This is a genomic window from Undibacterium sp. Tian12W (assembly GCF_049339405.1).
Taxonomy (GTDB): domain Bacteria; phylum Pseudomonadota; class Gammaproteobacteria; order Burkholderiales; family Burkholderiaceae_D; genus Undibacterium.
Map to the genome: position 1 here is coordinate 60,069 of NZ_JBMPPK010000028.1, position 14,235 is coordinate 74,303.

Below are 14,235 nucleotides of genomic sequence, written 5' to 3' on the forward strand. Positions count from 1 at the left end.
TCACGCCGCCACAGCCATACCGCGAATTAACCATCAACATTAACAGATTTGCGCACGCCCCCATATCGAAATTGATGCACCTGCTTTATTCACCCGACAAGCGGTCAAACATCCCGGTAAAAGATGTTCGGTACTTCTATAATTTATAGCCAAATTGCAAAAAGACTGAACGTCCACCCATGGGAATGTCGTTTGGCATATTGATAAAAGGTGTACTGTAGGGGCTCGGCTCCCGTACATCGGCATTCAAGAGATTGCGCACTATCAGTGCCCAGTCCCAGCCCGCATATTTTTTATTTGTCCCTATGGTCACATCCAGCGTGGTGTAGTCCTTTACATTCGGGCGGGTATCACCAGGTTCTCGCTGCCGGTCTGCGACATGGTTGATTTGGGTATTCACTCTCCATCCTGCGGCAGGCTGCCAGTCCGCCCTCAGGTAGGCGTGACGGCGCGGTGTCAGGCCCGGGTCTTTTTGTGTCACATCATCAATCGCGCTCTGGTAAGCCAAGTTGCCTGCCACGCGAAAATTTTTGTTCACATCCCAGCTAGCTTCCAGTTCAAAACCCCGGCCACTCTGTCTGCCGCCGTTTTCATTCTGAGAATTATTGCTGACCCTGATGATGTCAGACATCCGATAACGAAACAGATTCAGTCCCAGTTGCACACCTGCGCGCGCCTGCCAGCTTAACGCCAGTTCCGTCGTGCGCATTCTTTCTGCCTTTAATGCAGGGTTGCCGTTCACGACAGGATTATTGATCACATACAGCTCTTCAAAAGAAGGTGCCCGAAAAGCTGTGCCGTACAAGAGCTTGGCGGTCAGGTTGTAATCCATTTCCCATACCAGGGCCAGCCTGGGATTGGTGGTATTGCCAAAATCAGAATACTGGTCATACCGCACGCCTGCAGTCAAAGTCCAGTCCTTGGCGAACTGCCATTCATCCTGCACATACGCATATTTCAACAGCCGGCTGTGGGGACGCATGTAGGGAGCGGTATCGGTCACATCCACAATGTCAGAAAACGCACCGGCATTAATGGGTGAATTATCGGGATTAAAATTCTTGGTCTCGCGCAGCTTGTACAAATCTATTTTTGATACCCCAAAGCCCAGGCGCACATGATGCTGGCTCATGCCGCTGTAATGCATGGTGGCATTCAGGTTTTCCTGCCTTTCCCAGCGAAACGGGCTGCCGATAAAACCATCCTTGAAGGTACCGCCAAAAGCCCCGGCCGGAAAAATATAGACGCTAGCATTTTCATTGTAATAAGTAAAACTGCCATTCAGTTCCAGCCCCCAGTCTTTGGCAAAATCCGGATCCTTGTATTTCAAGTCACTGGTAAAGCGGCGGCTACTACCCCAGCCATGTGGGTCCAGTGCCTGGGCTATGCCTGTGCCCGTACCGATGTTTTCCCTTTGCATGAAAGCCATGTGAAGGCTCCATTTGCCATAAGCCAGGTCAAGATTACCGTCCGTCGCTGCACGGCTGAAATTTTGATAAGCAGGAGCCAGTGAGGCATGGGTGCCAAACAACTGGTCATAGCCGCTCTGGGCATCACGCTCCACCAGCGCCTGTGCCCCCGCAGTGCGGCTGTGTTGCAAGGAGGCGGCGACTTCAATACCCCCCCATTTCCCACCATGCAAAACCCACGCATCCCGGCTATTGAAGGAGCCCAGCCTGCTGCCAAAGCGCGTACCGCTTTGCTCTTTTGCAGTTTTAGTGACGATATTGATGACGCCTGAAAAAGCATCTGCACCATACAGGGCAGAGCCGGGGCCACGGATAATCTCTATTCTCGCGACATTTTCCAGCGGCATGTCAGCAGAAATCAAACCACGGTCGCCGGTATAGGCATTAATGACAGGCGTACCATTGATGAGCACCAGTACCTGGGGATTGCTGAGCGTATTGCGCATCCCGCGTATGGTGTAAATAGCCATATTCATGACGGTAGAACGCCCTACATGCAAGCCGGGTACGGTTTCCAGTATGCCATCGAGGCTGGTGGCACCGGTTGCCTCTATATCGGCAGCAGTAATCACCGTGGCCACGGCGGGTGCGCGGCGCAAAGGCAGGGCCGAGCCTGTGGCAACGCTGATGACGGACTTGTCACTATATTTGTCACCATAGACCAGGGCCAGGTCTTCTTCCGTATTCGGTTCTTCAGCCCTGGCTGGCTGAGGCAGGGCTATCAGCAGCAAGACTAAATGCAGGGCATATGCCGTATTGTTCAGGCTTTTCATGATGTCCCCAGAGGTTTGCAAACATCTTAATCCAATCTTTCAGGCAACAACAAGCCAGATGCATGGTGGCAACATGGCATTTGTCGCTTTGCTGCCTACAAGTGACAAGATTTAAAATATTTATTGTCTTTAAAATATTTTATTAAATGCTATCCGCAGGAAAAACCGCCTTATGCACTTTCCTCATTTATAATCAAAGGTTTAGCAATCACCGCAGATCATATTATGGAATTAGCCAAGTCTTTTGAGCCCGCAGAAATCGAACAATCCTGGCGTGGCGAGTGGGAAAAACGTGGATATTTTGCCGCCACCATGGATGAAGGCAAACCCTCGTTCTCGATACAACTGCCGCCGCCAAATGTGACAGGCACCCTGCATATGGGCCATGCCTTCAACCAGACCATCATGGATGGCCTGACGCGTTACTACCGCATGCGCGGTCACAATACGGCCTGGGTGCCGGGTACTGACCATGCCGGTATCGCTACGCAAATCGTGGTAGAACGCCAGCTGGATGCACAAAAGATTTCGCGCCATGATCTGGGCCGTGAAAAATTCCTGGAAAAAGTCTGGGAATGGAAAGAAAAATCCGGCTCCACCATCACCGGCCAGATGCGCCGCATGGGTGCCTCTGCCGACTGGGACCGTGAATATTTCACGATGGATGCCGAACGCTCGAAGAGCGTGACCGATGTGTTCGTCAAGCTGGTAGAGCAGGGCCTGATCTATCGCGGCAAACGCCTGGTCAACTGGGACCCTGTTCTGGGTACGGCAGTTTCTGATCTGGAAGTCGTGTCGGAAGAAGAAGATGGCTCCATGTGGCATATCCGCTACCCGTTTGCAGATGGCTCTGGCCACCTGACGGTAGCAACTACCCGCCCTGAAACCCTGCTGGGTGACGTTGCCGTGGCGGTAGATCCAACGGATGAACGTTATGTACATCTGGTTGGCAAGATGCTCAAACTGCCGCTGACAGACCGCGAAATCCCGGTGATTGCCGACAGCTATGTCGATAAGGAATTTGGTACTGGCTGTGTGAAGATCACGCCTGCGCATGATATGAACGATTATGCAGTTGGTCAGCGTCACAAACTGGAGATGATTTGCATTTTCACTCTGGATGCCAAAATCAATGAAAACGCCCCTGCCGTATATCAAGGCATGGACCGTTTCGTCGCCCGCAAACAAATCGTTGCTGACCTCGACGCACAAGGTTTGCTGGATTCAGTAAAACCACACAAGCTGATGGTGCCACGTGGCGACCGTACCAATGTGGTGATTGAGCCTATGTTGACTGACCAGTGGTTCATGGCCATGAGCAAACCGGCACCGGAAGGTACTTTCTTCCCCGGCAAATCCATCGCTGAAGTGGCGCTGGAAAAAGTCGCTGACGGTGAAATCAAATTCATCCCGGAAAACTGGACGACCACTTACAACCAGTGGTTGAACAATATCCAGGACTGGTGTATCTCACGCCAATTGTGGTGGGGTCATCAAATCCCGGCATGGTATGGCGATAATGGTGAAATCTTTGTTGCGCATGATGAAGCCGGTGCAAAAGCCAAGGCGACTGCTGCTGGTTACACTGGTGCATTGAAGCGTGATGATGACGTACTCGATACCTGGTTCTCGTCTGCGTTGGTGCCTTTCTCTACCATGGGCTGGCCTGAAGAAACACCGGACATCAAACACTTCCTGCCATCTTCAGTACTGGTCACTGGCTTTGACATCATTTTCTTCTGGGTCGCGCGCATGGTCATGATGACCACGCACTTCACCGGCAAGGTGCCTTTCAATACCGTGTATGTACATGGCCTGGTGCGCGATTCCAGCGGCCAGAAAATGTCCAAATCCAAGGGCAATACCCTGGACCCTATCGACCTCATTGATGGTATTAGTGTCGATGAACTGGTAACGAAACGTACTGCCGGACTGATGAACCCCAAACAGGCAGCAAGCATAGAAAAAGCTACGCGCAAGGAATTTGCCGATGGCATCCCGGCCTATGGTACGGACGCCTTGCGCTTCACCATGGCCAGCTATGCGTCGCTGGGCCGCAATATCAATTTCGATCTGGGCCGTTGCGAAGGTTACCGCAATTTCTGCAATAAGTTGTGGAATGCGACCCGCTTTGTCTTGATGAATACTGAAGACAAGGATTGTGGTTTTGGTGCTGGCGTCACTGATGCTGATCTGGAATATTCGCAAGCTGACAAATGGATCATCTCTACCCTGCAACGTGCAGAGGCCGAGATAGAAAAAGGTTTTGCTGACTACCGTTTCGACAATATCGCTTCTGCCATCTACAAGTTTGTCTGGGATGAGTATTGCGACTGGTATCTGGAAGTTGCCAAGGTACAGGTACAGCAAGGTAATGAAGCGCAGCAACGCGCGACCCGCCGTACACTCTTGCGCGTGCTCGAAGTGATCTTGCGCCTGGCTCACCCTGTCATCCCTTTTGTTACCGAAGCCTTGTGGCAAACCGTGGCACCGCTGGCAGGCAAGACTTTGAACCCGGCTGGCGACAGCATCATGATCCAGCCTTACCCGCTGTTTGTCGCTGCCAATGTCGATACTGCAGCAGAAGCCTGGATGCAGGCACTGAAAGCCATGACCGACGCCTGCCGTAACCTGCGCGGTGAAATGCAATTGTCCCCTGCCAAGCGCGTGCCACTGTTGTTGCAGGCTGCAAATGCAGAAGACAAGGCCCGCCTGCAGTCTTTTGCGCCTTACCTGGAAGCACTGGCGAAACTGTCTGAGGTAGCTGTCGTTGATGCCCTGCCTGAGTCACCGGCACCGGTATCCGTCGTTGGCGAATCGAAGCTGATGCTGAAGGTGGAAATCGACGTGGCAGCAGAACGTGCGCGTATCAGCAAGGAAGTCGCCCGCCTGGAAGGTGAAATTACCAAGTTGGAGACCAAGCTCGGTAACGAAGGCTTTGTCGCCAAGGCACCTGCACAGGTCATCGCGGTTGAGAGAGAACGTCTGGCGAATTTCAAGGCAACCCTGCAAAAACTGCTGGAACAGTTAGCGCAGTTAGATAAACTGCCACCAGCGTAAGATGTTGCAATACCGTGGGTTAAAGTAGGTACTCTAAAAATATTGTACGTGGTGAAAATTTTGCCACGTACAATCAAATCACATAAATCAGAGACCGAAGCAGGCACCTAAGTTTTTCTTTTGGAGACAGCATGAAAAAAACAGTTCCACTTGTGTTATCCGTACTATCCGCATTCATCGCATTCGCAGGTATGCCACTGCTGGCACAGGCTGAAGAAAGCCCGGTCGGCCTGTGGAAGAGCATCGATGACAAATCAGGCAAACCCAAGGCACTGATACGTATCACCGAAACTGCCGGTGAATTGCAGGGCAAGATAGAAAAACTGTTTTTGGAAGCCGATGCTCCAGAAAAGAACCCAAAATGCGACAAATGTGAAGGCGCAAATAAAGACCAGCCCATTGTCGGCATGACCATCTTGTCTGGCCTCAAAAAAGACGGTGACGAATATACCGGTGGCAAAATCCTTGATCCGGGCAATGGCAAGCTGTATAGCAGCAAGCTCAGTGTGATTGAAAACAACAAGAAATTGAATGTACGTGGCTACATAGGCGCACCGATGTTTGGCCGCACCCAGACCTGGTTGCGCGAGCAATAAGCCTGCAAGGCCAGATTGCAAAACCAGATAAGGAACAACATAACAACAACGGGAGCTCAGGCTCCCGTTGTTGTTTGTCATTCATGATTCCAGCATGGTTTGGTCTGCGCACTATGGCCTGCGCACTAAAGTCTGATGCTGTGGTCTGCACCCTGTTGCACGCCAGCGACTTGCCAGAAATAGCAATAAGGCAGATGATAGGCTACTGAATCCCTTTTTGATGAAGGCGGTATCATGAAAAAAGCATGCTCATCCTGGTTTGCTGTCGCTCTGCTGATACTGCTCCCCTTGTTGCCAGGCTTGTCATCGGCACAAGGAAAATTACTCAAAATTGCTACTGGTGAACTCCCTCCGTATGCGACTGAAAGCAGGCCAGACAAAGGCATAGCCCTGAGCATAGTGCGGCGTGCTTTTGAACTCGAAGGCTATCAGGTGGAATTTACTTTCTTACCGTGGTCACGCGCACTGGCTGAGAGCCGCGCAGGTAAATGGGATGGCACGGCTTACTGGGGTCATAAGCCTGAGCATGATGCGAGTTTTTTCCTGAGTGATAATGTCATTACCGAGCAATGGGTATTTGTCTATCGCAACGCCATCGATTTTAAATGGAAACAACTCGACGACCTCAAGCCCTACCGTATCGCCATGATACAAGACTATACCTACACGCCAGAGATCTGGGCGATGGCGAACAAGGGTGACCTGAAGATGGAAAAACTGCCGAATGATACGGCCGCCCTGAAGCTTTTGCTGTTGAAGCGGGTAGATATCGCCCCTATGGAGAGAAACGTCACCTGTGATTTATTGGCAAAGAATTTTTCCCCTGCCGATGCGGCACAGTTGTCTGCGCACCCAAAACTGATGACGGAGAGTTTTACGACTCACCTGATGATGTCACGTAGCCTGCCGACCAGTGCGGGCAGGGTTGCAGCGTTTAATGCTGGCCTGAAAAAGCTGCGGGCTTCTGGCGAATATCAAAAACTGTCTTCCCAGGTAAATTGCCCGCAAGGCTGGTCTGATGTGGCCAAGTCCAGCCACTGAATTCGTCTTCACCATTTCGCTTTCACTATTTAGTTTCAATGCGCAGTTTCAATGCGCAGTTTTCACTACGCCGTCTTTACTACTCCATATCATCAGCATGACCGGGAGCACACAGCGGCATTTGCATGATAAAGCTGCTGCCTTTTTCCAGCTCGCTCTCTACCCGTATGCTGCCTCCGAGCACATCGCACACCAGGTTATAGACAATATTCAAACCCAGGCCACTGCCGCCCTGCCCCAGTTTGGTCGTGAAGAAGGGATCAAAGATACGCCCGAGGTTGATGTCAGCAATACCAACGCCGTTGTCATTGACGCTTAACTCCACTTTGGCAGGTTCTGTATCCAGCAAATGCGCCCTGATATCGATGACACCATTTTCGCGGCCATCAAAGCCATGCAGGATGGCATTATTGATGAGGTTGCTGATAATCTGCCCGAGCAAACCTGGGTAGGCATCCATACGTATGCCAGGCGGGATATCGATACGGACTTCATGCACATGATGCCTGATACTGGCCCCCATGGTCAGCATGGTTTCCCTGACGACTTCATCCAGGAAAAACACCCGGCGCTGGGCGCTGGTTCTATCTACCGCCACGCGCTTGAAACTGCCTATCAGGTCAGCCGCGCTATGCAAATTGCGCAAGAGTATATCGCTGGCCTGCAGGTTATTTTCGACATAATTTTGCAGGGCCGCACGGGTGACACCCTGTGCCATTTTCTTGTTGAATTCGCGGCTCAGGTCATGGATGGTACTGGCCACCGTCACAGAATTGCCTATAGGCGTATTGAGTTCATGGGCCACGCCTGCGACCAGCGAACCGAGTGCAGCCATTCTGTCGCTGCGCTGGATTTCGGCATGGGCGCTGTTCAAATCATTGAGGGCCGTGCGCAACTCCTGGTTCGATGCATGCAACTCCCTGGTGCGATCAGTGACCCTTTGCTCCAGCGTGACATTGTGGCTGGCCTGCTCGTTCATGAGTTCACCCAAACGCAGGCGCATGGAATCTACCCCCAGCGCCAGGCTGCCGAGTTCATCGGGCCGGGCGGCACTGACGACCTCTTCCAGATGCCCTTCACCGAGACGATCTACATCGCGCTGCAATTGCTGCAGCGGGCGCATCATGCGTTTTTGGAATAGCAGCCATAACAGAAAAAAAGAAATCAGCAATTGCACCAGGATGGCCGCACCGCCCTTGAGGAATTTTTTCAGGAATTCCTGCTCCATCCAGTAACTACTCATTTCTATCGTGACCCGGCCTATGACCGCGCCATCTTTGCGGATATTGCGGGTTTCACTGATCAAACCTTGCTTTTGTTGTATGGCCTGCTCGGCATGGACAAAACGGCCCAGGGCGGCATCTTCGACAATAATGCGCACTACATCAGGATTGAGCATGACGGAGTTGACAAAACTCTGGGCACTGGTCGCATCGACTTGCCACAATGGCACGGGCATGGTTTGTTCCAGCATGCTGGCATATTGCTTCAGCGGGCCACGCACGCGCACTTCATATTCGCGCTCATAGCTATCCCTGGCCAGCACGGTGCCAAGCAGGACGGCGGGGATCAGGATACCAAGGCCTATACCCAGTACGATGGCCTTGCGCAGGGACATGGTAGCGGTATGCCGCCCAGTCTGCTGGCCTGATGATACTGGAGGATGTGAGTGCTTGCTGAACATCGTTGCAGCCAGTCCCGGTGTTAGCCTAAAGCCATAACGGCAGAATTTGTCCAGACCATGGATCCAGACCTGATTGATTTGCTAAGAAGCAGTAGCCAGAGTCTCAATGGCATATACCTGAGGGTACTTCGCGCTGCACAAATATTCTACCTGAAATTGGTTATGCCTTCTTTGATTAGCATTTCACTGTGGCAAATCTGAAAAACTGGCAAGCAGTCTTTCTCGCCTTACCTTGACGTAGATCAAGGATGGTGAACTTTATAAGCTTAACATGAAGACAAGGAAAATCTTTTCCTCAATCGTCAAAGGAGTATCCATGCAAGTAGATCACCATCCTCTTTCCACCGAATTCCCTGAATTCAAACAAGCCATACATGAACCAAAGGCTGAGAATGCGCATTTCGCCAAGCTGTTTACTGAGTATGATGAGGCAGACAAGGCCGTCAATCGTGCAGAAAACGGCGCAGAACACCTGGGAGATGTCGCACTGGAAGGTTTAAAGAAAATACGCCTCAGCCTGAAAGATCAGTTATTCCATATCTTGCAGACCAGTGCTGCGGCCTGATCAATGTAGTTTATGAGGTTTTGAAACACGCTGGATTCAGTTCTGGCGTTTTGCCCTGAAAACTTGCTGGTCTTCATAAAAGGCAGCATCCTGCTGGGACCACCAGCCTGGTAGGCCGAGCACAGGCAATGGCGTGTAATCTGCTGTTGTCAACGCCTGGCTGGCCAGTTGCTGGGCCACCACGCCGTCAATATGCGCGCGTCTCGCGATTGCATCCAGTGTGAAATAAGCTGGCTCCACCATCACTACCCAAGTATGCGCAGTGATCGCCTTATAAGGCTGGACCAGTTTCTCCATCAGGGCATGGCCGAAGCACCAGACTTCGGCGCAATACCCGAATTTATCTGCCTGCATGACGAAGGCATCCTGCCATGCATGAGCGCGCAAGGCTGCGATCAGTTCTGCGCCGTCAGTCGTATCAGCAAGAACCAGCAAGGCAGCATTCTCGTCAAAAATGGTGGCAGCATCACGCGCCGGGCCACGTGACTTGCCTATGCCCAGACTGGCAATCTGCGCCGCCTGCAAGGCATTCAACTGGCGCTTGATGGCAGGGAAAGTCAGCCACACCAGGGCATTGAAAAAATCATGCAGGTTCTCTCGCGTGGGCACCTGGCCAGTGGCACTGATATGCGCTTCATAGGCCGCGCCCTCTGGCAATTCTTCCTGTGTGATAAAGCGCAGGGGCAATTCAAGGTGATTGCTTAACCCTGCCTGCAGAGCGAGATAATTGAGTTGCGAGCGCCAGTCATCGGCCGCCAGCAAGCTGCCAGCCGATTCGCGCACGGCAGAAAACCAGGCTTGCGACCAGTCTATCTCATCAAAAAAACGTGTCATGAATTGCCAACCAGATTTATGCAGTGCGCATTTTCCAGTGCAGGGTTTCACCACTGTTCAGCGGCACGATGCTGGTATCGGCAAATGGCAGTTCTGCCGGCATTTGCCAGTCTTCACGCACCAGGGTAATGCTGCCGCTATTGCGTGGCAATTGATAAAAGTCAGGGCCATTGAAACTCGCGAATGCTTCCAGTTGATCGAGTGCACCGGCCTGTTCAAAAGCCTGGGTATACAATTCCATCGCATGCAGCGCCGTGTAGCAACCAGCGCAACCACAGGCATGTTCTTTCAAACCCTTGGCATGCGGGGCAGAATCAGTACCCAGGAAGAAACGTTTGCTGCCCGAGATGGCGGCTTTGACCAGTGCTTGTCTATGCGTTTCACGCTTCAGCACTGGCAGACAGTAATAATGCGGGCGTATGCCACCTTTGAAAATTTCATTACGGTTGTACAGCAGGTGATGGGCAGTAATCGTTGCGGCAATCGAGCCGCCGGATTCTGCCACATAAGCAGCAGCATCACTGGTGGTGATATGTTCAAATACCACTTTCAATTCCGGCATGTCCTTGCGCAGCGGTTGCATGACGCGGTCTATGAATACGGCTTCGCGGTCAAACAAATCGATGTCGGCGTCTGTCACCTCGCCATGCACCAGAAAAGGCATGCCGACTTCCTGCATGGTTTCCAGCGTCTTGTAGCAATTTTTGAGATCAGTCACGCCAGCATCAGAATTAGTGGTGGCACCTGCTGGATACAACTTCACGGCATGCACAAAGCCACTGTCCTTGGCACGGCGTATCTCATCTGGTGGCGTGTTATTGGTCAGGTACAGGGTCATCAGCGGCTCAAAATTCATGCCTGCAGGCAGAGCAGCAAGTATGCGTTCACGATAGGCAGCAGCCTGTTCAGTTGTCGTGACTGGTGGCTTCAAATTAGGCATGATGATGGCGCGGGCAAACTGCGCTGCCGTATGCGGCAACACGCTGGCCAGGGCTGCGCCATCGCGCACATGCAAATGCCAGTCGTCTGGACGGGTAATCGTGATTTCTTGCGGGGAAGTGCTGGAAGTAGAGGCAGTCATGATAGCTCGCAGTGACGGAATACCGGCATTTTACCTTTTCCATTCGTGTTAAGCACCTTTGCAAGCAAGGCTACGGGACATTTCACAAGAGGCGATCTTTTAAAAAATAACGAAATGACAAAATTACTCAATAATTAATTTTCTTAATGACATGTACTCACAGGATCAAGTTTGCCACCAAAACGCTGCAACGCCATGACCCGCATGATCAATGCCTGCTCTGGCAATATATCCAGCGCGTTTTGTGGTGAGGTGCCCTGAGTCATCAACAATGCCTTGTCCTGCGTGTGCGCAAGGCCTAGTACATGACCTAGTTCATGCCCTAAAGGCTTGCCCATCAGGAAATAGGGATTCGCATGTCTGTCCTGGCGCTGCATGAGTACATCGTTAAATACTGCTTTACCTGCGGGCAAATTACCAAATGCATCAGCGACCTTACCTGCCGGGGCGGGCATGGCCGCAGCAAAAATGATCGTCAGTTGATTGCGGTTCTCTGCCCACGTTGGCAATTCGTTTGCCGGACGGAATTTGAAATTGAAAGTAATGCGTGCCTGCTGGTAATAGCGGTTAACGAGTGCCATATAAGACTGCAATTGTTCCGGCTTACTCCAGATCGCAGAGTCCTGGAAAAACACATCTACATCGACTTCTATGCTTCTCTTGCTTTCGGCCTCGCTGCACATGGCCGCATCCCTTGCGCAATCTGGTTGCTGATCAGGGAAAATTTTAAATGCGCGTGGCAAATCAGCAGCGCGCAGATGTGACCAGTCGAGTGCTTGCCATTGATATTCTGAGGGCAGTATTGTGCTGCAGTCTGGTAGCGTAGTCTGCGGAGGCTCTGCATGTATCGTCGAAGTAAAAAGCAACATGCCTGCATATGTGAAGGTGTGGATGGCGTGTCTTGCTGACTTGATCGAACGAGGAAATGAGTACATAAAAATTTGGCTGGTGTCTTCGAGGTGATTGTGATGCTTCACATTCAAAGACGCAGCAATTTTATTGTATCTGTGGCTGATGACGGCAGTTACAAACAAGCCCGGCACTATGCAGTGTCGGGCTTGTTTATTTTTATCATTTCGTGGCAGGGGATCACTCCCCTGCTTTGCTGCGAACCTGATTAAGCGATGAAGTCGCCAGCGACGATGGAACCTGCGCCAGTGATTTTAACGATAAAGTCAGTTGCATCCACAGTACCTACAGTGCCACCGATGTTTTGAAAAGCATAAGTACCAGCTGCTGTACCTGCGGCTACAGTGATCACATAAGCCTGAGTATTCGCTGCCAGAGCCGCGCCAGCTGCAGTTGCTGCTGTAGCGATTGCTGCTGCCAGAGTAGATACGTCAGCAGTAGCGATAGACAACAGGTTCAGCGTTGTTGCTGCTGTACCAGTTTTGAACACGTCAGCGCCAGCAACTTTGAAGTTTGCCACAGTGTCGATATTGGCCAGAACAGAACCAGTAGCGATAACATCATTACCCGTTGCTGTCGTGGACAGGTTGATCGTATCAGCACCAGAACCACCAGTGATGGTTATGTTACCTGTACCAGTTCCCAGAATATTCAGCGTTTGACCACCTGCGCCCAAAACAACATTGCTGATATTAGTAGCAGCAGACTTGGTGAAGTTCAAAGTCACGCCGGCACCGTTTTCATTTTTCACGGTCCATGCAGCATTGGTACCACCAGTGACATTGACAGTTTCAATGCCAGTTGTTTTTGTGCTCAAGTCGATTGATGCGGTTACTGCACCAACGTTCAGAACATCAGTACCCAGGCCACCGTTGATAGTGGCGATGGTAGCATTGTAGATTGCTTCGCTGATGTTCAGTGTGTCGTTGCCTGTGCCACCAACAACGCTCGCTGTATTAACAGCAGCGGTGAATGTATTGGTACCGTTAGCCAGGTTGTAGTTTTCAGTGTTGGCCAGAGCTGTAACCGTACCCGCCGTTGTCAGCGTGAGCGTTTCTGTACCGGCTGCAGTCACCGTTGCGAAACCAGCCCACTGCGCAGCGGTCATCGTGAATGAACCATTTGATGTGAACAATGCCTGCTCAAAACCAGTGATATTGGCTGCAGAAATATTGCTGCCATTGGCAAATATCAGCAAGTCAGTTGTACCAGAGCCGGCAGTGAAAGTACCGCTATAAGTCTTCCCTTCCAGTGTCAACTGGTTATTACCATTACCGAGGTTGATATTGCCAGCCAGCATGGAGCTGCCAGAGTTAGCCAGGTAGACGCGGTCATTGCCTGTGCCACCATTGATGGTAGTAACACCTGCAGCCGCAACGTTGAAGTACACGTCGGTTGATGTATTGTCTGTAGCGATGGTTTTGATGTTGGTAATAGTATTGCCACCACCAATAACGATACTGCCGCCGCCAGTAAAGGTGATGATGTCTGTATCGCCAGGATTACCATTGATGGTTGTACCAACCAGCGCTGCTGCATTGCCTGTGAAGTTATCGTTCACGTTTGCAGTGCTGTTAAATACGCCGCCTGCTGTCAGGGCGATAGGAGCCAATGCTGTACCGCCACCGTTAGATGGAGAAGTACCGATGATGCCAGCTGTTGCTGTCGCACCGCCAGATATTGTTATCGCATTGCTGACAGTTGTGTTGTTCACGCCACCGCCAGTTACATTCGAAGACGACGTCACGTCATACACCAGCGTACCACCAGTGATGGAGATGTAGGACAGATCAATATTATTCACACCCGCCACATCATCCACAATCGTCAGTTGATGCGGACCAACGCCAGCAAAGGTCAGTACCGGACCAGACAGATTCAATGCAGCACGCGCAGCGATCAGTGTTGCATACTGACTCGCAGTAATCACCACTGCTGAATTGGAAACAATGTTTTCAATACCAGACAAAGTTGCACCAGCCAGGTTGATCGCACCGTAAGTCACCAGTGTATCGTTACCTGTACCCAGGTTGATCGTGTCTGTTACAACGCGGGCAACTGCAGTCGCTGTGGACTGTGCATTCAGGTTCACACCATTTTCTGTCGTGTTGTAGGTACCGGCAACATAGTTACCCAACAGTACAACGCGGTCATTACCAGCGCCGAGGCTCAGGAAGTTGGCGCCGCGGGCCAGTGTGACGTCCAGTGCAGATTGTGCTGTCA

The 14,235-nt window shown here is 51.5% G+C and carries 10 protein-coding genes; 4 read left to right on the forward strand and 6 right to left on the reverse strand.

Features of this window, described 5'->3' with window-relative positions; genetic code table 11:
• Positions 1-136 precede the first annotated feature (136 nt).
• Entirely contained in the window at positions 137-2,242 is a 2,106-nt protein-coding gene (locus tag ACO0LI_RS27135; protein WP_423036622.1) for a TonB-dependent receptor plug domain-containing protein, read from the reverse strand.
• 225 nt (positions 2,243-2,467) lie between these two features.
• Here ACO0LI_RS27135 and ACO0LI_RS27140 point away from each other — a divergent pair, with 225 nt between their 5' ends.
• The 3 genes from ACO0LI_RS27140 to ACO0LI_RS27150 all read left to right on the forward strand — a co-directional run bounded on the left by ACO0LI_RS27140 (position 2,468) and on the right by ACO0LI_RS27150 (position 6,939).
• Complete coding sequence (locus tag ACO0LI_RS27140; RefSeq protein WP_423036624.1) at positions 2,468-5,302, forward strand: valine--tRNA ligase; 2,835 nt, start codon at positions 2,468-2,470, stop codon at positions 5,300-5,302.
• Between the two features lie 131 nt (positions 5,303-5,433).
• The gene (locus ACO0LI_RS27145; RefSeq protein WP_422950662.1) at positions 5,434-5,898 is read left to right on the forward strand and encodes a DUF2147 domain-containing protein; all 465 of its coding nucleotides are present in this window, start codon (positions 5,434-5,436) and stop codon (positions 5,896-5,898) included.
• Between the two features lie 234 nt (positions 5,899-6,132).
• Entirely contained in the window at positions 6,133-6,939 is an 807-nt protein-coding gene (locus tag ACO0LI_RS27150) for a substrate-binding periplasmic protein (RefSeq protein ID WP_423036626.1), read from the forward strand.
• Positions 6,940-7,018: 79 nt separating this feature from the next.
• Here the strand turns inward: ACO0LI_RS27150 and ACO0LI_RS27155 are convergent, their stop codons facing one another.
• Positions 7,019-8,557 (reverse strand): sensor histidine kinase, encoded by a 1,539-nt coding sequence (locus tag ACO0LI_RS27155; RefSeq protein ID WP_423036628.1) that lies wholly within the window; start codon positions 8,555-8,557, stop codon positions 7,019-7,021.
• Positions 8,558-8,939: 382 nt separating this feature from the next.
• Between ACO0LI_RS27155 and ACO0LI_RS27160 the strand changes: the two genes are divergently transcribed.
• A complete protein-coding gene (locus ACO0LI_RS27160; RefSeq protein WP_423036630.1) occupies positions 8,940-9,188 on the forward strand; it encodes a YdcH family protein in 249 nt (82 codons plus the stop codon).
• Positions 9,189-9,224: 36 nt separating this feature from the next.
• Here the strand turns inward: ACO0LI_RS27160 and ACO0LI_RS27165 are convergent, their stop codons facing one another.
• The 4 genes from ACO0LI_RS27165 to ACO0LI_RS27180 all read right to left on the reverse strand — a co-directional run.
• Entirely contained in the window at positions 9,225-10,022 is a 798-nt protein-coding gene (locus tag ACO0LI_RS27165; protein WP_423036632.1) for a DUF3025 domain-containing protein, read from the reverse strand.
• Positions 10,023-10,038: 16 nt separating this feature from the next.
• On the reverse strand, positions 10,039-11,103 hold the full coding sequence (gene pyrC, locus ACO0LI_RS27170) for a dihydroorotase (RefSeq protein WP_423036634.1): 1,065 nt from the start codon (positions 11,101-11,103) through the stop codon (positions 10,039-10,041).
• A gap of 143 nt (positions 11,104-11,246) precedes the next feature.
• Positions 11,247-11,972: a hypothetical protein gene (locus tag ACO0LI_RS27175; protein WP_423036636.1), complete on the reverse strand. Its 726-nt coding sequence runs from the start codon at positions 11,970-11,972 to the stop codon at positions 11,247-11,249.
• A gap of 248 nt (positions 11,973-12,220) precedes the next feature.
• Positions 12,221-14,235 (reverse strand): beta strand repeat-containing protein (locus tag ACO0LI_RS27180; protein ID WP_423036638.1); only part of this gene is annotated, 2,015 nt, incomplete at its 5' end.

Bases quoted from the DNA above. Each gene is read 5' to 3' on its own strand.
- ACO0LI_RS27135 (WP_423036622.1), bottom strand. From the start codon at position 2,242: ATGAAAAGCCTGAACAATACGGCATATGCCCTGCATTTAGTCTTGCTG.
- ACO0LI_RS27140 (WP_423036624.1), top strand. From the start codon at position 2,468: ATGGAATTAGCCAAGTCTTTTGAGCCCGCAGAAATCGAACAATCCTGG.
- ACO0LI_RS27145 (WP_422950662.1), top strand. From the start codon at position 5,434: ATGAAAAAAACAGTTCCACTTGTGTTATCCGTACTATCCGCATTCATC.
- ACO0LI_RS27150 (WP_423036626.1), top strand. From the start codon at position 6,133: ATGAAAAAAGCATGCTCATCCTGGTTTGCTGTCGCTCTGCTGATACTG.
- ACO0LI_RS27155 (WP_423036628.1), bottom strand. From the start codon at position 8,557: ATGTCCCTGCGCAAGGCCATCGTACTGGGTATAGGCCTTGGTATCCTG.
- ACO0LI_RS27160 (WP_423036630.1), top strand. From the start codon at position 8,940: ATGCAAGTAGATCACCATCCTCTTTCCACCGAATTCCCTGAATTCAAA.
- ACO0LI_RS27165 (WP_423036632.1), bottom strand. From the start codon at position 10,022: ATGACACGTTTTTTTGATGAGATAGACTGGTCGCAAGCCTGGTTTTCT.
- pyrC (WP_423036634.1), bottom strand. From the start codon at position 11,103: ATGACTGCCTCTACTTCCAGCACTTCCCCGCAAGAAATCACGATTACC.
- ACO0LI_RS27175 (WP_423036636.1), bottom strand. From the start codon at position 11,972: ATGTTGCTTTTTACTTCGACGATACATGCAGAGCCTCCGCAGACTACG.